General features: G+C 56.6%; 17 protein-coding genes. 6 read left to right on the top strand and 11 right to left on the bottom strand.

Annotated features, from left to right (window positions below; translation table 11 throughout):
- Window positions 1-415 precede the first annotated feature (415 nt).
- Window positions 416-1,036 carry a response regulator transcription factor gene (locus tag ACMGGP_RS22370; protein ID WP_033760375.1) on the top strand — a complete coding sequence of 207 codons (621 nt, stop codon included), beginning with the start codon at window positions 416-418 and terminating at the stop codon, window positions 1,034-1,036.
- Window positions 1,037-1,065: 29 nt separating this feature from the next.
- Here ACMGGP_RS22370 and ACMGGP_RS22365 read toward each other — a convergent pair whose 3' ends face one another.
- Genes ACMGGP_RS22365 through ACMGGP_RS22345 form a run of 5 tightly spaced genes read right to left on the bottom strand, consistent with a single transcriptional unit; the run spans window position 1,066 to window position 8,263 of the window.
- Window positions 1,066-6,606 (bottom strand): AAA family ATPase, encoded by a 5,541-nt coding sequence (locus tag ACMGGP_RS22365; RefSeq protein WP_498798926.1) that lies wholly within the window; start codon window positions 6,604-6,606, stop codon window positions 1,066-1,068.
- A complete protein-coding gene (locus tag ACMGGP_RS22360; RefSeq protein WP_010670332.1) occupies window positions 6,606-6,989 on the bottom strand; it encodes a response regulator transcription factor in 384 nt (127 codons plus the stop codon). The genes ACMGGP_RS22365 and ACMGGP_RS22360 overlap by 1 nt, the downstream gene beginning before the upstream one ends.
- Window positions 6,990-7,032: 43 nt before the next feature.
- A complete protein-coding gene (locus ACMGGP_RS22355) occupies window positions 7,033-7,287 on the bottom strand; it encodes a XapX domain-containing protein (protein ID WP_010247172.1) in 255 nt (84 codons plus the stop codon).
- A gap of 2 nt (window positions 7,288-7,289) precedes the next feature.
- The gene (locus ACMGGP_RS22350; protein WP_033773924.1) at window positions 7,290-7,511 is read right to left on the bottom strand and encodes a XapX domain-containing protein; all 222 of its coding nucleotides are present in this window, start codon (window positions 7,509-7,511) and stop codon (window positions 7,290-7,292) included.
- A 59-nt stretch (window positions 7,512-7,570) separates the two neighbouring features.
- On the bottom strand, window positions 7,571-8,263 hold the full coding sequence (locus ACMGGP_RS22345) for a hydrolase (RefSeq protein ID WP_498798925.1): 693 nt from the start codon (window positions 8,261-8,263) through the stop codon (window positions 7,571-7,573).
- Between the two features lie 287 nt (window positions 8,264-8,550).
- On the opposite strand from ACMGGP_RS22345, the gene ACMGGP_RS22340 reads away from it, so the two are divergent.
- From ACMGGP_RS22340 to ACMGGP_RS22325, 4 genes are read left to right on the top strand one after another with little or no spacing between them, the layout of a single operon-like run.
- Window positions 8,551-10,428, top strand: coding sequence for an amidohydrolase (locus ACMGGP_RS22340; protein WP_010247182.1), 1,878 nt, complete (start codon window positions 8,551-8,553; stop codon window positions 10,426-10,428).
- A gap of 2 nt (window positions 10,429-10,430) precedes the next feature.
- A complete protein-coding gene (locus ACMGGP_RS22335) occupies window positions 10,431-10,853 on the top strand; it encodes a DoxX family protein (RefSeq protein ID WP_010670329.1) in 423 nt (140 codons plus the stop codon).
- A complete protein-coding gene (locus ACMGGP_RS22330) occupies window positions 10,840-12,468 on the top strand; it encodes an MFS transporter (RefSeq protein WP_191917425.1) in 1,629 nt (542 codons plus the stop codon). Before ACMGGP_RS22335 ends, ACMGGP_RS22330 begins: the two co-directional genes overlap by 14 nt.
- Before the next feature lie 47 nt (window positions 12,469-12,515).
- Entirely contained in the window at window positions 12,516-13,337 is an 822-nt protein-coding gene (locus ACMGGP_RS22325; RefSeq protein ID WP_010247190.1) for an alpha/beta fold hydrolase, read from the top strand.
- Between the two features lie 40 nt (window positions 13,338-13,377).
- Here ACMGGP_RS22325 and ACMGGP_RS22320 read toward each other — a convergent pair whose 3' ends face one another.
- The 5 genes from ACMGGP_RS22320 to ACMGGP_RS22300 form a co-directional block, all read right to left on the bottom strand.
- Window positions 13,378-14,103: a pirin family protein gene (locus tag ACMGGP_RS22320; protein ID WP_010670327.1), complete on the bottom strand. Its 726-nt coding sequence runs from the start codon at window positions 14,101-14,103 to the stop codon at window positions 13,378-13,380.
- Window positions 14,104-14,267: 164 nt separating this feature from the next.
- A complete protein-coding gene (locus tag ACMGGP_RS22315) occupies window positions 14,268-15,248 on the bottom strand; it encodes a LacI family DNA-binding transcriptional regulator (protein WP_498798924.1) in 981 nt (326 codons plus the stop codon).
- A gap of 54 nt (window positions 15,249-15,302) precedes the next feature.
- The gene (locus tag ACMGGP_RS22310; RefSeq protein ID WP_371006180.1) at window positions 15,303-16,364 is read right to left on the bottom strand and encodes a sugar phosphate isomerase/epimerase family protein; all 1,062 of its coding nucleotides are present in this window, start codon (window positions 16,362-16,364) and stop codon (window positions 15,303-15,305) included.
- Between the two features lie 26 nt (window positions 16,365-16,390).
- Window positions 16,391-17,620, bottom strand: coding sequence for an MFS transporter (locus tag ACMGGP_RS22305; protein ID WP_050679371.1), 1,230 nt, complete (start codon window positions 17,618-17,620; stop codon window positions 16,391-16,393).
- 144 nt (window positions 17,621-17,764) lie between these two features.
- Window positions 17,765-18,652 (bottom strand): DMT family transporter, encoded by an 888-nt coding sequence (locus ACMGGP_RS22300; RefSeq protein WP_498798923.1) that lies wholly within the window; start codon window positions 18,650-18,652, stop codon window positions 17,765-17,767.
- A gap of 255 nt (window positions 18,653-18,907) precedes the next feature.
- On the opposite strand from ACMGGP_RS22300, the gene lplA reads away from it, so the two are divergent.
- Window positions 18,908-19,924, top strand: coding sequence for a lipoate--protein ligase (lplA, locus tag ACMGGP_RS22295; protein WP_033786978.1), 1,017 nt, complete (start codon window positions 18,908-18,910; stop codon window positions 19,922-19,924).
- A gap of 179 nt (window positions 19,925-20,103) precedes the next feature.
- On the opposite strand, the gene cspE is transcribed toward lplA, so the two are convergent.
- Window positions 20,104-20,316 (bottom strand): transcription antiterminator/RNA stability regulator CspE, encoded by a 213-nt coding sequence (gene cspE / locus ACMGGP_RS22290; RefSeq protein ID WP_003855207.1) that lies wholly within the window; start codon window positions 20,314-20,316, stop codon window positions 20,104-20,106.
- Window positions 20,317-20,353 lie beyond the last annotated feature (37 nt).

Below are 20,353 nucleotides of genomic sequence, written 5' to 3'. Positions count from 1 at the left end.
GTTAACAGACTACTTCCGAATTAATTACGTACCGCCACTAACTTATTCCGGTACATATCAGGCTGAAACGATTTAATCTGGATAACGGGTTTATGGATTATTTTAGCTATTAAACGGGACTATTCTCCTGCCCGTGAGTGAGCGAACAATTTATGGCATAGCTATGTCGATCAAATGACAGTTATCAGCATTTACGCCCAGAACAGTGGCGCTCCACCCCAGAGTTGACGCTCACATTTTAGTCATACCTATCAGCCATTTATCTTAATTTTAACAAGCTGATAATTATAAGATGATAATGATAACTGTTATGGTAATATCCTGTTAACCCTGCCCGACGCTTTCTCATCAGGGCCTCTTTACGCGTCATGCTTAATTAAATTATCAGTAAATACCTGGCTGAAACGAGGTCCCTATGAATCCCATCGTTTATATCGTTGACGACGACGCTGCTGTGACTGCTGCACTGCGTAATCTGCTCACTGCCGACGATTACACGGTTATCTCTTTTTCATCGGCTGATGATTTCCTGGCTCACGCTTTTACTCCCCTTCCCTGTTGCCTGATTCTGGATATTAATCTGCCTGGTGCAGATGGATTTGATGTCGCACAGGCATTGATCGATCGTGGCTACGCCATTCCCACTATCTTCTTAACCGGCTTCGGGACTATTCCGGTCACAGTGCGGGCGATGAAAACCGGTGCTTATGAGTTTCTGACTAAACCTGTCGATCCCGATCGTATTTTGCAGGCGGTTGCAGAAGCCTTACAAATCGCCGGGCAGAATATGGCCTCTTCCGAGGAGCGAAGGGAGATACTGGAGCGACATCAGACCCTGACACCGCGTGAAAGCGAGGTCATGCTGCTGGCGATTAGCGGCCTGCTGAATAAGCAGATCGCCGCCGAAATGGGCGTCAGTGAGATCACAGCTAAAGTTCACAAGCGGCGGGTGATGGAGAAGATGAAGGCGCGGTCGCTCACCGATCTGGTGCGGGCGGCAGAGCGGCTCAATATTGATCATACCCGACGCCGCTAAGGCCAGGCAGACACCTGTCCTCAATACGATTATCCCAGTGGCAGAGTGAACCAGAAACGGCTGCCGCCTTCCGCCCTGTTCTCTGCGCCTAACTCACCACAATGCTTTTTGATAATCCCTTTGCTGATGGTTAATCCCATGCCCATGCCACTTTTCTTCGTGGTGTAGAACGACTCAAAAATCCGTTCACGCACGCCATCAGGTAAGCCGCAACCGCTGTCCAGCACCTCAAAACGCAGCGTGTCCGGCGTCGGGTTCTCTGACGTCAGCCGCAAAAGCGCCGCGCGCGGTAAATCGTCGGACATGGCATCGATGGCATTGATTACCAGATTCAGCAGCACCTGCTGAATCTGAACGCGGTCGCAATAGATATCCGCCTTTCCGGCCCTCAGTTTCAGCTCCAGCGAAATTCCGCGTCGCTCCAGCTCCACCCGGGAGAGCGCCAGAATATCGCGAGCGATCAGATGGAGGTTTTCCGAGGCAAAGCTCGATTCATGATTGCGGGTCAGCGCCTGCAGGCCACGAATTATCTCTCCAGCACGTTTTCCCTCTTTGATAATTTCATCCAGACTGCTGCTGGCATTCTCCAGCATCACCGGTTCACGCTTTAACCAGCGCAGGCTGGCACCGGCATTGGCCACGATCGACATCAGTGGCTGGTTAATTTCGTGTGCGATTGAGGCAGTCAGTTGCCCGACTGTGGTGGCGCGCGTTACACGGGCCAGATCCGCCTGGGCCATGCGCGCGGCATCTTCTGCCTGGCGCTGCGAGGTGATATCGGAAATGGTGCCGAAGTACTCTTTCACCTCGGGGAAGTTTTCTACCGGCTCTCCGATACCTTTGATATAACGGCATTCCCCATCCGGCCTGAGCACACGGAACTCAGCCTGCATACTACGTCCCTGACTGACGCTGTGGGTCACCAGTTCGCTGATGCACTCATAATCATCGGGATGAACGCGGGTCAGAAAATCTGCCATCGACAACCCTTTTTGATGGGCTGGCAGGCCCAGAATACGGCCATACTCTTCAGACACCATCATCATGTCCTCTGCCACTTCCCAGCGCCAGGTGCCGGTATGACTGATCTTCTCGCCGAGCATCAGTGAGGTTTTGCTGGCGCGCAGCTGCTTTTCAACCCGTCGCCGATGGTTGTTCTCCTCCAGCAGTTCAGCGTAGAGGCGCGCCGTCTCCAGCGAAACCGCCGCCTGAGCGCTCAACGTTTTAACAATGTGGGAGTGCTCAGCCGTGAACGCATCGGGCATCAGGCGATTCTCCAGATAGAGCACCCCAACCATATTGGCCTGCCTGAACATCGGAACACATAACACCGCAGCGCCCGAGGCCACCAGGTAAGGATCCTGACTGAACGGACTGAAATCTTCCGGCTTGCCAGTACGTATCTCCTGACCGGTACGGATCACCGCGGCCAGTACCGATAGCGGCAGGTCAGTTGCGACGGGGCGCTCTTTGACAATCTGCACCCGCACGCCATCAGCCGTGCTTTCTGCCCAGGCCTGCGTTTCCGGAAGCGTACCATCCAGAATCCGGATAAGCCGACAGCGCTGGGCACCGGCCCGCTCCAGCAGGATGCGCATCAGGGTATGAATCAACCGATCAAGGTTGATCTCCTCCGTCAGGGCGCGCACGGCGGTCAGCACACTCTCCAGGTCGTAGAACGAGGCATCCTGCGTAAAGGGAATGGTCGCGACCGCGCTGTTTTGCATCGGCGTGGTCAGATGCGGATAGTGCTGCTCAAGCTGGCGTACCATCGCCAGCGCGCCCCAGCTCTCCCAGCTTCTCATCGACGCTTTAACGTAGGCATCGGCGGCGGTATCTAGCTGTAATGCTTTGCAGTAGCGGCCAGCCAGCTGATTCGCCAGCGCATGAATGTGCAGATATCCCCCCTGGCGGGAGAGACAGATCGCATTTTCATACTGCTTCAGCGCCTCACCCGTGTTGCCCTCAAGACGCGCACATTCTGCCCTGAGCAGGGCATATTTATCAGCAAAGAGTCCGGGATTGAGGTCGGCCCAGCCCGCAAATTTGTCCAGATCGCAGCGCAGCGTGTTGCTGTCAGCCGCACCGGGCTGCAGGCTCAGGGATAGTGCGCTGTAAAAATGCATATCCATCAGGTAGATGTAAGCGGGCACTGCGCTGGTCAGCGGACGAATTTCTGCAAAACAGCGCAGCGCCTCCCGGTATTCTGCCGCAAAGAAATGCGCCATTCCCCGATACAACCCCGCCCAGAACAGCACCATCGCTTTTGGGCCAGAGATCACGCCCGGCTCGCTGCCCGCCACCATCGGCAAAGCGCCATCGCGATCGCCTGCCCTGAACCCGTTGCTGTTCCGCAGTTGCATCACCAATTGCTTCTGCATGACCAGCACGTTTTCAACATCGGGATAAAAGGTTTTGCGGGTAAAAGCGAGTCCGCGCTCAATGGAGGTCATGACCGACTCCAGATGATCGCCGCGTGTCAGCGTGTTCATGATCTGATGACGCAACGAGAGGCAGGCAAAGGAACGGTCACCGTGCATCACCGCGACGCGAAAACTATCACGGGCACTCTCTACGGCCACATCCAGCGGCTGCGTCCAGATCCCCAGCTGATCCAGAGGCAGCAGCGTGCGGGCTTTATAGCGGGTAAAGTCATGCTGCTCCACCAGCTCACGGGCCACCCGGCCGCAGGCATAGCCAAAATGCCAGGCCTGATAGCGTTCGCTGATCAGCACGCTGAACCAGGCGAGACCAAACGCAGAAGCACCGGTCACGCCGTGATCCAGCGTCATCTCCAGCATCCGGCAGACCAGCAACAGATGCAGCTGCGGGCAGTCGTAGGCGGAGACAAAAATGGTGCTGGCCATCAGGTTCAGCACCGACTCAGTTTCCTGATCGGTGTTGCGTGGCAGGTGGGAAAAAGCCGCTTGCGGAGAATCGCCGATCCGCACCCTGATCGCCTGCCAGGCGGCGTCAATCTCCGCGTCGTCCGGATCACGCCTGAGATACACACCAAAGACAGCCAGCCAGGCGAGCGCAGTTTCCAGCGCCAGATGGTTGTCGGACTGACGCATATGAATTTCAGCAGAGAGACAGGCTGCCATCGATTTTTCACTGAGCGTGCCTGGCTCACTCAGCAGTCGGGTACAAAGCTTTTGCGCGGTCGTGAGATTACCGTGCAGAAATTCGCACTCCGCCTCATCAATGCCCAGCATAAAGTCATTGCCGGTCACCATCCGCTGGCTGAGTTGCTGGGCGCTGCGCAGATAGCGCAGCGCCGAGAGATAATCTCCGGCACGTTTCGCTCCCTGCGCAGCACGTAAACAGAGGGGATAATAGCGTTCACGATCTGCGACACTTAGCGGCAGTTCAGCAATCATGCCGATGTGATAAGCCGCGCGGAACAGCGTCTCACTGTAATCGGCATTTACAACCGCGGCCGACAGCCATGCCGCCGCCTGCTGATGAAGAGAGTGTTGCTGCAGGAGGTCGAGCAGTAAAAACGCTGCGTTATGCACGCGGTCGTGGGTAAAGGCGTAGTTCCCGCCAGTCAGGGTTATAAAACGGCCGCTGACGGCAGGCTCAAGCTGCTGCTGAATCCGCGATACGGACGTCGCGTTGATATGACTTAATAAAGACAGCTCGCCGCTGGCCCCCAGACAGGCCAGCGAACCCAGCAGCTGGCGTGTAGCCTCCGGCATCCGCGCCAGCTGATTTAATACCAGCGTCGCCACATTGTCGGTGTACTGACGCGCAATCAGCGCCTGGCAGTCGTAATGCCACTTCAGCGGGTTCTGACGATAGACAATCACCCCATCATCCACCGCCTGACGGAAGAACTCCTGCATCGAGAGCGGATTACCGCCGGTTTTCTCAAAGATAATCTGTGCCAGCTCACGATTGCCGCCGGGACGGGTATGCAGCATTCCCGCCAGCCAGCGGGTGATGCTTTTAACACTGAGCGGCTGCGGCGTCAGCGCCACGACACGTGCCGCTGATGCTCTGAGGCGCAGCAGAAACCCGGCAATCATCGGACAGGGCATCGACTCACCCTCCCGGAAGGCGAGCACCAGCATAAAAGGCAGATGCTCATTACGGGTAATCAGATTTTCCAGCAGTTGCAGCGTGGCATTGTCTGCCCAGTGAACATCATCAATCAGCATCACCAGCGGACGGCCCGGCGTGGCAAAGGCCTGGATAAGCGCAGACGCCATCTGATTAAACTGCTCGCGGGCGTCCGGGGCATGGCGCACCACCGGCTGCATTGTCCGGATATTCAGCAGCTGTTTTAGTTCAGGCACCAGTTCAATGGCTAAATCGGTATAGCCACCCAGCAAGCGCAACAGGCGAACCCGCCATTTGCTTAGCTCCAGGGCTGACAATCCCAGCAGATAAAGCGTGACTGTGCGAAACGCTGAGGCGACTGCGGCATAAGGTGCTGCAGGCGAATGTTGATCGGCCTTGCTGGCGGCCAGCAGAATCTGTCGGTGCTGCAGGGTTTTCAGGGCGGAAGCGATAATGGCGGACTTACCCGAGCCGGGCGCACCGCTCAGCATCACCAGGCTCTGCGTGCCGGTACGGTTGACCGCATCCAGCGTCGTCAGCAGCACGCGAGCCTGCGGATGTTGCGTGAAGAGTGTCTCGGGCCGGAAACTGGTGCTGAACCGCTCCTGCAGACCGGGCGTGAACGGCGCAATGGTGTTTTCTGCGGTCAGCGTCGCCTGACAGCGGCGTAAATCAGCCATCAGCCCCTGCACGGTCTGATACCCGTCAGCAGGTGACTTTGCCAGCAGACGCAGCAGAATCACAGAGAGCATCGGCGGCACATCCTCTCTGACCTGTCCGGCTGGCCGGGGTGCGCTGGCGATGTGATGATGAATCCACTCCGCCTCCCCCGCATCCGGTGAGCCAAACGGCAACTTACCGGTGAGATACTCATACAGTACGACACCCAGACTGTAGAGATCGCTGAGGCTGCTGACCGGATGCGGCGTGCGGCCGGTATGTTCAGGTGACATATAGGCCAGCGTACCGCCTGAGACGCGCAGGCTGTTTTTTTCCGCCGATTGCGCCGCCAGCGAGGCGAGACCAAATCCGCCCAGCCGGAACCGGCCATCGTCGCTGATAAAAAAATGGCCTGGCTTGATATCCCCATGCACGATGCCCTGATGATGCGCCTGGCCGAGCGTGTAGCAAAGCTGCAATGCAACCTGCAGGAAGTCAGCGATTTTATCGGGAGGGGTCGCGAGGTTATTCGCCAGGCTGCGAAACGGAAACGTGGGGTAGATCAGCGCATAGCGGTTGAGGTAACGGGTGGTGCCCGTCGCGGTGATGGCCCAGCGGGGCGAAAGATAAGCGGCCAGCGCTCGCTCATTTTTCAACCGCTGCGTCGCCTGAAACGTGACGTCGTCACTCTGTCCGGTGGCGATTATCAGTGACTCACCTGAGTGACGGCGCGCCAGCATCCAGAGCAGACAGCCATCCTGCGCCAGCGGCGTCAGCGTGTCGAAATCTTCAATCGCGATCCCTGCGTCGTCACTCTCCTGAAAATTAACCGAAAGCATGCTCATCAGCGCACCTTTCCCTGAGATAACTCGCAACGGATCAGTGTCAGCAGCGTATCAACATCAATCGGCTTTCGCAAAAAAGTCACGGCACCCAAGGCAATGGCATACCACAGGGTGGTCTCTTCCAGATCTGCTGAGATAAAAATCACCGGTGGCAGACCTGCCCGCTGTTTCAAAATAGTGAACAGCTCAAAGCCGGACATGCCCTTGAGTCCGACATCGATGATCAGCATGCCCACCTCTGAAAGCGCATCGTCATCGCTCAGCAGCGCCTCACCTGACTCAAATAGTCGGGTCGAATAGCCGTCTGAATGCAACAGATTGCTAAGTCCACTGCGGACCGCGCGTTCATCGTCCACAATGACAATACGCTGTGACAGCGCCATGCAGTTATCCTCTGAAACGCCTCATCGTACGGCACGCGAGGACTTAAGGGTGGTCATCGCCATCGGGTGGCGGTGTCCCACTGATTTTTGGCACACACTCATGGCGAAACCACTTCAGCGTCACAGGCTGACGGCGGAACAGACGCGTACCCAGCGGAATCAACTGCTCACCCACCAGCATGCCAAACAGTCCCACTAAAGCAATAACCGGAGGTGCCGGAGAGTTCACGTTGATCAGGGCATAGATTACCCCGGCAAGCAGCCCCACCGTGAGAGAAATAATGTAGGATTTCAACATGTTCAGCTTACCCGCGAAACAGGTGTAACAAACGGCGCATCCGATCGCTGCAGGGTGGTCGTATGCTCTGCGGGCAAGACTGCGTGCACCAGCGCCCCACCCAGCAACATCCCCAGCAGCCCCACCAGCGCAATCGCGGGCGGAGCCGGTGAACGCACCTTTAGCAGGCCGTAAAGCAGGCCAATCAATACCCCTGCAGCCAGAGAAAGTAGTAAAGGATTCATAACCGGACTCCTGTTATGCCTGCTGACCGGCAGACGTAAGCCGATCAGCAGGACGCCCCTTAGCGGACCGGTGCGTGAACCGGTGCCAGAGTACGATGTTCACTTTTCTGACGTGACGGTGCTTTGTGTATCATGGTGTAGGCATAATCCACACCAATGCCATAGGCACCTGAATGCTCTTTGGCGATGTTCATCACCGCATCGTAAGTGTCCCGGCTGGCCCAGTCACGCTGCCACTCCAGCATGACCTGCTGCCAGGTGACCGGCACCACACCCGCCTGAATCATGCGCTGCATCGCGTAGTCGTGCGCTTCTTTGGTGGTGCCGCCTGACGCATCCGCCACCATATAGATCTCGTAATCCCCTTCCAGCATTGCGCACAGCGCAAAGCTGTTGTTACACACTTCCGTCCAGAGACCGGACACCACCACTTTTTTCTTGCCGTTCGCGGCCAGCGCATCACGCACTTTCTGGTCATCCCAGGAGTTCATTGAGCTGCGCTCCAGAATGTCCTGACCCGGAAACACATCCAGCAGTTCAGGATAGGTGTGGCCAGAGAAGCTTTCAGTTTCGACGGTGGTAATGATGGCGGGGATATTGAAGACTTTCGCCGCCTTCGCCAGCGCAACGGTGTTGTTTTTCAGCACCTGGCGGTCAATCGACTGCACGCCAAAGGCCATCTGCGGCTGCTGGTCGATGAAAATAATCTGGCTGTTATGTGGCGTGAGGACTTCAAGCTTAGCGTTGGACATGCGTTCACCCATAGAGGTTATGTAACGGAATTTTCGCCAATTGGCGCGGAGCAAAAGGACGATCAGTGCAGGTTTAACGTCCTGCTGCTGGCTGTCTGGTCGCAGTGTAGGGCGACGGGCGAAGGCAAACTATTATCTCTGCGTATAACTATACGAAGGTATAGGTATCCCTCTGTATAACTAGACGACGCATTAACCCGCTCACCATAATCCGGCTTATTCGTGCCCTGTTATCTGCGGCACTTCCTGTCCCGCACTACGTCGGACAACCCCGTTGAGGATGATCTATGGTTACGCTGGGTAAAGCAGAACTGATACTGACCCATGGCAAATTTCATACTGTTGACCGCAGCAATCCGGTGGCAGAAGCGGTTGCGATTCGTGATGGCAAATTCGTTGCGGTAGGCACACTGGCAGAGGCGATGGAGTATCACTGCGACGGCACCAAAGTGATCGATCTGAAAGGTCACACCGCCGTGCCGGGCCTGAACGATTCCCACCTGCACCTGATACGTGGTGGTCTGAACTACAACCTTGAGCTGCGCTGGGAAGGGGTTCCGTCGGTTGCCGATGCGCTGCGAATGCTGAAAGAGCAGGCGCTGCGCACGCCGTCACCGCAGTGGGTGCGTGTGGTAGGCGGCTGGACCGAGTTCCAGTTTGCCGAGCGCCGGATGCCGACGCTGGATGAGATCAACGAAGCGGCCCCCGACACGCCAGTTTTCGTGCTGCATCTTTATGACCGCGCCCTGCTCAACCGCGCAGCGCTGAAAGTCGTCGGCTACACCAAAGAGACACCGAACCCGCCGGGTGGCGAAATCCAGCGCGACAGCAACGGCAATCCCACCGGCCTGCTGATCGCCCGTCCCAATGCGATGATCCTCTACGCCACCCTGGCCAAAGGACCGAAACTGCCGCTGGAACAGCAGGTCAACTCGACCCGTCAGTTTATGCGCGAGCTGAATCGACTGGGTCTGACCAGCGCGATTGATGCGGGCGGCGGCTTCCAGAACTATCCCGAAGATTACGAAGTGATCGCTGAACTGCATCAGAAAAAGCAGATGACGCTGCGTATCGCCTACAACCTCTTCACTCAGCGTCCGGGTCATGAACTGGAAGATTTTGAGAAGTGGACGGACATGCTGACGCCAGGTCAGGGCAGCGACTATTTCCGTCACAACGGCGCAGGCGAAATGCTGGTGTTCTCGGCCGCCGATTTCGAAGATTTTCTGGAGCCACGTCCGGACTTAGCGCCTGGCATGGAGGATGAGCTGGAGCGCGTGGTGCGTCATCTGGTGGAACATCGCTGGCCTTTCCGTCTGCATGCAACCTATGACGAGTCGATCAGCCGGATGCTGGATGTCTTTGAGAAGGTCAACCGCGATATCCCGTTTAATGGTCTGCACTGGTTCTTTGACCACGCGGAAACCGTTACTCAGCGCAATATCGATCGTATCAAAGAGCTGGGCGGTGGTATTGCGGTGCAGCATCGCATGGCATTCCAGGGCGAATACTTTGCCGAACGCTACGGCATTGAAGCCACCCGCCATACCCCACCGGTTCAGAAAATGCTGGAAACCGGCGTCCCTGTCGGACTCGGCACCGATGCAACCCGCGTCGCCAGTTATAACCCCTGGACCGCGCTCTACTGGCTGGTTTCCGGTCGCACCGTGGGCGGCATGCAGATGTATGACGTCAATGCCCGCCTTGACCGTGAAACGGCGCTGATGCTCTGGACACAGGGCAGCGCCTGGTTCTCCAGCGAGCAAAATAAAAAAGGTCGGATTCAGGTAGGTCTTCTGGCAGATCTGGCCGTGCTGAGCAAAGACTTCTTCAGCGTGCCGGAAGAGGAAATTAAAGGCATTGAGTCAGTGCTGACGGTGGTGGATGGCAATATTGTCTATGCCGCCGGATCGTTCAGCGCGGATGCGCCGCCCGCTATTCCGGTTCTGCCTGAGTGGTCACCGGTGGTGAATGTGCCTGGTCACTATCGCAGCGCTCCGCCGGTTGCGCAGAGCCGTGCGGGTATGATGCCCGCTGTGCACCACTGCAGCGGCCCCTGCGGTGTTCATCGCCACTCGCATGAGATCGCCCGTGGTTCCAGCGTTCCGGTCGCCGAAGATAACGCCTTCTGGGGCGCGCTCGGCTGCAGCTGCTTCGCGTTTTAATCATGAATAACGCTATCACTCAATCGCCCCGCATCAACGCGGGGCTGTTCTTCCTGCGCCTGACCGGCAGTCTGCTGCTGTTACAGGTGCATGGACTGCCGAAAATTCTGCATTTCAGCGAAGAACTGACGCGTATAGAAGACCCGTTTGGTCTGGGACCGATGATGAGCCTGCTGCCAGCGATAGTGGCAGAAGTCATCTGCCCGATCTTTATTATTCTCGGCTGGGGTAGCCGGATTGCCTGCCTGCCGATCATCGCGGTGCTGCTGGTCGCGATGCTGGTGGTACACCCTGGCTGGTCACTGGCGGAAGGCCAGTTTGGCTGGCTGCTGCTGATTATCTTTACCACGCTGGCGCTGACCGGGCCTGGCGGCTGGCGAATCGGCGCGGTGAAACATCAGGGGGTTCGTCATGGCGCAGGTTAATGATATCCACCAACTGGAGCAGGAGCAGCCTGAGGTCCAGGCCGCTGGCGAGATTTCGCCGTTACAGCCGCTACGCAGGCCGGTGTTCCGCATGCTGTGGATCGCCACCGTCGTCTCCAATATCGGTTCATGGATGAACGATGTGGGTGTGAACTGGAGCATGCTGACGCTGAGTGCCGATCCGCTGGCCGTGGCGCTGGTGCAGGCGGCCAGCAGCCTGCCGATGTTCCTGTTCGCGCTGCCCTCAGGCGTGATGGCGGATATCGTTGACCGCCGCAAATATCTGCTGTTTTCCCAGCTATGGACCTTTATCGCCGCCTGTGGGCTGACGGTACTCGCCTGGACCGGCCATGTCACTCCCGAGGTGCTGCTGGTGGCAGCCTTCTTGCTGAGCGCCGGGGCCGCCATGAGTTCACCGCCATTTCAGGCGGTAGTGCCGGATCTGGTGTCGAAACCGGAGCTGGGCGCGGCCATTGCCCTTAACTCACTCGGTATTAATATCAGTCGTGCCATCGGCCCGGCGCTGGGTGGCCTGATCCTCTCGTTCACGGGTCCCTGGATGGTCTTCCTGCTGAATGCGCTATCAGTGCTGGGCGTCGCCTGGGTGCTCTGGCGCTGGAAGGCGGAGCCGAGCGTGCAGCGCCTCCCGCCCGAACACTTCTTTCCGGCGGTGCGTGCCGGACTGCGCTACGTTCACGCGGCACCGGTGTTGCGTAATGTGCTGGTGCGAACCTTTGCCTTCTTCCTGTTTGGCAGCGCGGGCTGGGCATTACTGCCGCTGGTGGCGCGTCGTGAACTCGGCCTTGGCCCTGGCGGCTACGGCATCATGCTGGCCTGTATCGGTGTTGGCGCGATTACCGGCGCGGTGCTGCTGCCGCGCCTGCGTCGTCACCTGAGCTCCGATCGCCTGATGGTACTCGCCAGTCTTGTTTTCGCCCTGACCATGCTGGCTCTGGCTTTTGTACGTCACTTCTGGCTACTGAATGCGTTTGAATTTTTTACCGGATTTGCCTGGATTGCCGTGCTCTCGACGCTGAATCTCGGCGCACAGCGCAGCGCCGCGAAATGGGTAAAAGCTCGCGCGCTGGCGGTCTATCTGACGGTGTTCTTCGGCTCCATGACCGCTGGCAGCGCACTCTGGGGACAGCTCGCCTCGCACTTCAGCATTCCGCTGTCGCTCTGCATCGCCGCACTGGGCATGGTGCTGGCCAGCAGCACCGTCTGGCGCTGGCGGCTCGACCAGGATCCCGACCTTAATCTCGATATGATTGGTGATGGCGTCAACGCGCCCGCACTGGATATTCGTCATGAACGCGGCCCGGTGATGGTGAATTACGAATACCGGATTACTATTGATGATGCACATGCCTTTACCGTCTGCATGCAGGATATGCGGCGGGTCAGGCGTCGCGGTGGCGCCATCAACTGGTCACTGTATGAAGATATTCTGCAGCCCGGCATTTTCGTTGAGACCTTTGTCGTCGGCTCCTGGGTTGAGCATCTGCGTCAGAAAGAGCGCTACACCATCAACGACAAAAAGATAGAGCGACGGGTTTTCGCTTTTCATCAGGGTGAACATTCACCCGAGGTTCGCTATCTGGTGGCGCCAGCGTGACTGGCACACCATCTTTTCATCCATCACGTCATACAGAGGGCAATACCATGAGCACCTTTAAAACGACCGACGGCACACAGATCTACTTCAAAGACTGGGGCACCGGTAAGCCGGTTCTGTTCAGCCACGGCTGGCCGCTGGATGCCGATATGTGGGACAGCCAGATGAACTTCCTGGCGGAGCACGGTTATCGGGTTATCGCCTTTGACCGTCGTGGTTTTGGTCGTTCTGATCAGCCCTGGACCGGTAATAACTACGATACCTTTGCTTCTGACATCAACGATTTAATAACCCATCTCGACCTGCAGAATGTGACGCTGGTGGGTTTCTCAATGGGTGGCGGCGACGTCACGCGCTATATCGGCAGCTATGGTAGCGATCGCGTCGCGGCACTGGTGCTGCTCGGTGCCGTCACGCCAATCTTTGGCAAAACGGCAGACTACCCGCAGGGTGTCGATATGTCGGTGTTTGAAGGGATTCGTGATGGCCTGCTTAAGGATCGCGCGCAGTTTATCAAAGAATTCGCTACGCCGTTTTATGGTACCAATGCCGGACAGACCGTTTCTGATGGCGTCATGACGCAGACGCTGAACATCGCGCTGCTCGCTTCGCTGAAGAGCACTGTTGATTGCGTCACCGCTTTTGCTGAGACCGATTTCCGTGCTGACGTAGCGAAAGTGAATGTGCCGACGCTGGTGATTCATGGCAGCAACGACCAGATCGTTCCGTTTGAATCCACCGGCAAAGTGGCAGCGGAGATGATTGAAGGTGCTGAACTCAAGGTTTATGACAATGCGCCGCACGGTTTTGCGGTGACGCATCAGGATCAACTGAATCAGGATCTGCTGGCGTTTCTTAACGCACAGTGATGCAAAAAAACTGCGCGGTGACAGCCGCGCAGTTTTCATTTTAACGGGTTGGATGATTCACTTCGTTGGGACGCAGATCGAATAACAACACCTCCGCTCCTTCACCGTGACTGAACGACAGCGTTTTCTCATTGCGAACCCGCGCACCGTCTCCGGCACTAAATTGCAGGCCATTTACCCTGACACTGCCGCGCGCCACATGAATATACGCATAGCGGTCGTCCGGCAGAGTGATTGTCTGCTGCTCATCCCCCTGGAACAGTCCCGCATAGATGCGAATATCCTGGCGCACCCGTAGTGCCCCGTTTTCACCTTCCGGCGAAATAATCAGTCGCAGATTACCGCGTTTATCCGCTTCGCTGACGGAGACCTGCTGGTAACCTGGCGGACTATTTTTTTCTGCCGGCACCACCCAGATTTGCAGAAAGTGAACACCCTCGGTGCCCGAGTGGTTGAACTCACTGTGAGTCACACCGCTACCGGCACTCATCAGCTGCACATCCCCGGGAACAATCACAGAGCCGGTGCCCATGGAGTCTTTATGCTCCAGCGCGCCCTCCAGCACATAGGAGATAATCTCCATGTTGCTGTGAGGATGGGCGCCAAAACCGCGACCTTTGGCTACCCGATCATCGTTGATCACCAGCAGATCTGAGAAGCCCGCCTGCTTTGGATCCCAGTAATTTGCAAAAGAGAAGGTGTGACGTGAATTCAGCCAGCCGTGATCGCCCACGCCGCGTTGCTCTGACAATCTTTGCTCAATCATATTCTGCCCCTTCGTTGATTCGGGAAGTGCGAATGCCCTTCGATGGAAACAGCATATAAGTAAACCAGGTAGTCACACAATAGCGTGAATTAGCAATGACTGTCGCGTTTTAGTAGACAATAAGGGCGAGGTTATAGCGGGGCCAGGTTTTGCGGATTAATCCTTCAGCTACTGGCTCGCACCACCAGCTCTCCCTGCATGATCACACATTGTGGCGGAGAGTCTGGCCGGATGATTTTTTGCAGCACCAGCTCACAGGCACGACGGCCAATCTCCCTGGAGGGCTGAGCCAGAGTCGTCAGCGGCGGCGATACCATGTCGACCAGTTCACTGCCGTCAAAACCCACCACGGCAATGTCGTGAGGTATCCGCAGACCCGCCTGCTGTATCGCCGCCATGGCACCCGCTGCCAGCGTATCTGAAACCGCAAACACGGCGTCAGGTCGTGTCTCGCCCGCCAGCAGCTGATTCATCGCGGCTTTTCCGGCGCTGAAGCTTAACTCACTGGCGTAAGCGATGGCCTGCCATGCCAGTTGTTGCTCTTTGAGTTGATGTGCGTAGCCCTGCTGACGCAGGCGGGCATATCGGTAGCGGAGGTCGTAATTGATCAGCGCAATGCGCTGACGTCCCTGTCCGGCCAGATAGTGCACCACTGACTGCGCAGCGACGTCATCATCAATCCCGACGCAGGAGATCTGGCCATTATCATCATGTTCGGCGCACTGAACCCAGGGTGCCTTGCCTATCAGCTGGCTCAGCTCCGGCAGCTTGCTGAAAGCATCCATGGTGATAATGCCATCCACCATCTTGCCGGAGAGCAGTTGCAGGCTGGATCGCGAACGGGCAATATCCGCGCCCGAGTTACACAACAGGATGCGATAGCCATTTTTCTCCGCCTGCTCCTCAATGCCTTTGACCACCTCTGCGCAGAATGGGTTAGAGATATCGGAAACCAGAACCAGAATCATCGAGCTGCGCGCCGTACGCAGCTGGCGCGCCAGCAGGTTAGGCTGATAGTTGCTCTCTTCGATCGCCTCAAGGACTTTCTGCCGGTTAGCCGGTTTTACGCTGTCGCTGTTATTCAACACACGGGAAACGGTGGCAACCGAAACACCCGCCATCCGGGCGATTTTCTGAATAGACATAGCGATCCCTCTGTTTTTAACTCACCCGAAGAAAACCTTTGAATCCATGCCGCCTCAGACGTCGCGATCCAGACCCAGCTGATGGCGCACCGCAGGGGCGTTCTCTGCTAAAGCAAAATCATCAAAAGCGCGGTCAGCCACCGGGATAATATGCCGGCGGATGAATTCTGCCCCTTCACGCGCCCCGGTCTCGCCATCCTTCAGACAGCACTCCCACTCCAGCACCGCCCAGCCGTCATAGTCGTACTGGGCCAGTTTGCTGAAAATGCGGCTGAAGTCGATCTGGCCATCGCCCGGCGAGCGAAAGCGTCCTGCGCGCGCCAGCCACGGCTGATAACCGCCATATACTCCGCTGCGTCCATTTAACTGGTACTCCGCATCCTTAACGTGAAAGGCTTTGATACGCGGATGATAGAGGTCGATGAACTGCAGATAGTCGATGTGTTGCAGAAGAAGATGGCTGGGATCGAACAGGATATTGCAGCGCGGGTGGTGATTCACCTCTGACAAAAAGCGCTCAAACGTGACACCGTCATGCAGGTCTTCGCCGGGATGTATCTCATAGCAGAGGTCCACACCGTGATGGTCAAAACTATCCAGCACCGGCAGCCAGCGGCGCGCCAGCTCAGCAAACGCCTCATCAAACAGGGCTTCGTGGTGTGGCGGCCAGGGATAGAACCAGGGCCAGGCGAGCGAGCCGGAAAAGGTGGCATGTGCGCGCAGGCCGAGTTTTTCAGAAGCAGCAGCCGCACGCTTTAGCGTAGCGATGGCCCAGTCGGTACGCCGGGCGGGATCGCCTCGCAGCGCGGCAGGCGCAAAATTATCAAAAGCGAGATCGTAGGCGGGGTTCACGGCAACCAGTTGCCCTTCCAGATGCGTTGAAAGCTCACTGATCTCCAGTCCGAAACCGGCCAGTGTTCCCCGCACCTCGTCGCAGTAAGTCTGGCTGACCGCTGCCTGCTCAAGGTCGAAAATAGCGGGCTGGTGGCAGGGGATCTGCAGTGCCCGGTATCCCAGCCCGGCGGCCCACTCCGCCAGCCCCGCCAGCGAGTTAAAAGGCGGCTGGGTGGCAATGAACTGAGACAGGAAGATGCCGGGTCCCTTAACTGTTTTCATCTGTGACTCCTGAGTTCAGTTACCGCTTAATCACGGTATTTGAATGAGAAGAAGAAAATAATCGCAATCACCGCAGCCGCCACGGCAGGGATCCACCAGAATATCGCCCAGCTCTCTGGGCTGGCGTTACCCGCCACCAGCTGATTGTAGAGCGCACCGGAGATTTGCGATCCCAGCAGCATGCCGATGCCGTAGGTGAACATCACCACCATGCTCTGCGCCTGCCCCTTGACCTTTTCACCGGCGATCCGATCGGTGTAGATGAATCCCACCACAAAGAAGAAGTCATAGCAGACGCCATGCAGCAGAATGCCCAGATAAATCAGCGTGCGCGTCTCATCACTCATGCCCAGCGCAAACAGTGCATAGCGGACAAACCACGCTGTCATCCCAATCAGCAGCATGACTTTCACGCCAAGACGGCGGAACAGCAGTGGAATAATCAGCATGAAAACAATTTCAGACATCTGACCCAGTGACATCAGGGTGCTCACTTCCCGGATACCGGCATCCGCCAGCCAGGAGGCGGTAAAAGCGTAGTAGGTGCCGAGCGGAATAGAGATCAGGGTGGCACACAGCGCAAAGACCAGGAAATGACGCAGTCGCAGCAGTGCGAAGGCATCGGCGCAGAAGAGATCGCGAACTTTTAACGGCAATCCTTTGGCCGGAGCCGGCGTATGTGGCAGCGTCAGGCTGTAGATAGCCAGCAATACAGAACAGAGCGCCGCCAGCTGGAACACTGCCACGCTGTCAGCAATGCCGGTCACGCCGATAAAGATCCCCGCCACGATCCAGCCGATGGTGCCGAAAACTCTGACAATGGGAAAGCTTTTCTCGCTGCTGGCGAGGCTGTGAAAGGCGATGTTATTTGAGAGCGCCAGGGTCGGCATAAAGCAGAGTGTATAGCCAAATAACAGTGCGATCAGCTGCGCCCCATTCTCCGCGATTAGCGCCTGGGGCACGAACCAGAGAATCGCTGCGCCCGCCAGGTTCATCACCGCCATCACTTTCTGCGAGGGAAAAAAGCGATCCACCAGCATACCGAGCACAAACGGCGAGAGAATTGAGGCGATAGGTCCGGCCGAAAACGCATCCCCAATCAGCAACGGCATGTTGTGACGGGTCATTACCAGCCCCAGCGTCACCGACCAGCTGCCCCAGATAAAGAACTGCATAAACATCATCAGAGAGAGGCGCGGCACCAGCAGCTTATGCTGCATCTGCTGGCCTGCTCTCTCCTGCACTGTTGCAATCATGGGAACCTCACGAATAAGTAATCGATTACATTCTGATTGCTCACAACGTAAACGAATGCAGCCGACTGTTCCTTCGCCGCGATCACAAATTATTAACTCTGCGTTATCACTCTGGAAATAACAAGGCGATGCCGGGCGGGCCGATCAGCGACTGGCATTAACTATCCGCGCTTTACGGAAGCGGTAACGCTCATACAGCACCGAGTAAAGGCCGCCTGCTACCACCAGAATCGCACCCATCACCGTGGTGGAGGTTGGCAGATTGCCGAGCAGCAGATAACCCACCGCCACTGACCAGATTAAGGTGGTGTAGTCGAACGGGGCCAGCAAGGACGCTTCAGCATAGCGCAGGCTCAGAGTCATCAGAATCTGAGTGATACCGCCCAGCAGCCCACATCCCACCAGTAACGCCAGCTGATTGCCATGCGGCACTTTCCAGCCGCCTGGCAGCGTGACCAGCGACGTTAAGGCCGTGGTGATAGCGAACCAGAAAGCGATGGCGCCCGGCTTCTCTTTGCCGTTAAGAAAGCGGATCTGCACCAGCGCACAGGCAGTACAGAAGGCCGCCATCAACGCCAGCAGAATACCCACCGATGCAGAAAGGGAAAATGTCGCCTGACGCGCCAGTGTGAGATGCCCGGAGAACATCACCAGAATGCCACTGAAACCGGTAAAGACCGCGACCCAGCGATAGTGACGCACTTTTTCGTGCAGAAATAGCGCCGCCAGCAGCACGGTAAACAGCGGCGCGGCATAGTTGATAGCCGTGGCGTCTGTCAGAGAAATGTAGAGCAGCGACAGATAACTGAAATAGAGTCCACCGGTTCCGGCCAGCCCGCGCACAAAATGCCCCCGGATATTGCGGGTGCGAATGCCGTCCAGCACGCTGCCCTGCAAGCGCAGCCAGATTAACAGCGGCACCAGTGCCAGCAGCGAGCGAAAAAATATTACTTCGCCGACTGGTATCGCCCCATCGAGTTCTTTTACACAGGCCAGCATCAGCGTGCTACTTAATGCAGCGGTGATCTTCATCGCTATGCCAGCGGAAGCGTTCATACGGTTTTTGTTCTCTCAAAGGGAAAATAAGCAGGGGAATCAGCACACTCCTTATCCATATTGTCATAATGTTGTTCTCCAATCTGCCGCGATTACCTTGCAGACGGCATTTTATCTTTTTTTGCCGCAGCATCACGGCATGAAGAGGCATGTAGTCCCGTTTCCCGGCTGGTACACTCTGCCTTCTGCCCTGCTTTATGGGCCTCTTCTCTTAAGGAACGGGAGTCACCGATGTCCACGCTGCGTTTACTGTTATCTGAATCCAACGATCCCTGGTTTAACCTGGCGGTAGAAGAGTGCATTTTCCGCCAGATGCCGGCCACCCAGCGGGTGCTGTTTTTGTGGCGTAATGCGGAAACGGTGGTGATCGGGCGGGCACAGAATCCGTGGAAAGAGTGCAATACCCGACGAATGGCGGAAGATGGCATCCGGCTGGCACGTCGCAGCAGCGGCGGTGGCGCGGTGTTTCACGATCTCGGCAATTGCTGTTTTACCTTTATGGCCGGCAAGCCGGAGTATGATAAAAGCGTCTCGACTGAGATCATCCTGCGCGCACTGACTTCGCTTGGCGTACCCGCGGAGGCTTCTGGCCGTAATGACTTAGTGGTGAACACCGCTGACGGGCTGCGCAAAATATCCGGTTCAGCCTACCGTGAAACGCCGGATCGCGGTTTCCATCACGGCACTATTCTGATGGATGCCGACCTCTCTCGCCTGGCGGATTACCTTAATCCGGATGTGAAGAAATTGCAGGCGAAGGGGATTACCTCAGTGCGCGCCAGAGTGACCAACCTGGCGGAGTTAACGCCGGGTATCGGCTATCAGGCGATCTGCTCCGCGGTGACGGACGCATTTTTCAACTATTACGGTGAGCGCTGTGAGCCAGAGAGGATCTCTCCCGACGCCCTGCCCGATCTGCCGGGTTTCAGAGAGCAGTTCGCAAAGCAGAGTAGCTGGGAGTGGAATTTCGGTCAGGCACCCGATTTCTCGCATCTGCTGGACCAGCGTTTTGTCTGGGGCGGTGTGGAGATTCATTTCGATGTAGAACGCGGCGTGATCAGCCGCTGTCAGATCTTCAGCGACAGCCTTAACCCTGCGCCGCTGGAAGCGCTGGCGCAGCGGTTGCAGGGTGTGACCTATCGGCCCGATGCCCTTGAACCGGTGCTGAATCAGCTTATTGCGGATTTCCCTGAGCAACGCGCGGAGCTGACAGAATTGCAGCAGTGGCTGGTCGCCAGCGTGCGCTGAACATTTTTTTACTGGCCCGCGCCGATATCTGGCGCGGGCAAAAAACATCGCGTAAGCATCAGGCAAATCATAAACGCAAAAAACCCGCACAAGGCGGGTTTTAATTAATTATCAATATCAGGCTTATCTGCTGAGGCTATTGCCATCACGCGTTGATAAGCACTATTGATAATTAAGGCTTACATAGGGACAACGTTTGCCGCTGAAGGACCTTTAGCGCCGTTTTCAATAGTGAATTCGACCTGCTGACCTTCGTCCAGAGTTTTATAATCGTTGCTCTGAATTGCAGAGAAATGTACGAATACATCTTTGCTGCCATCCTGAGGAGAGATAAAACCGAAACCTTTACCAGCGTCAAACCATTTTACTAAACCAGTCATTTTATTAGACATCGATAATTCCTTAATTTATGAGCCACAAAGTGGCGAA

The sequence above is a fragment of the Curtobacterium sp. BNK-1 genome, assembly GCF_048685235.1.
GTDB lineage: Bacteria > Pseudomonadota > Gammaproteobacteria > Enterobacterales > Enterobacteriaceae > Pantoea > Pantoea agglomerans.
Note: the sequence above shows the minus strand (reverse complement) of the source record. Positions and strands in the feature narration are given on the sequence as shown.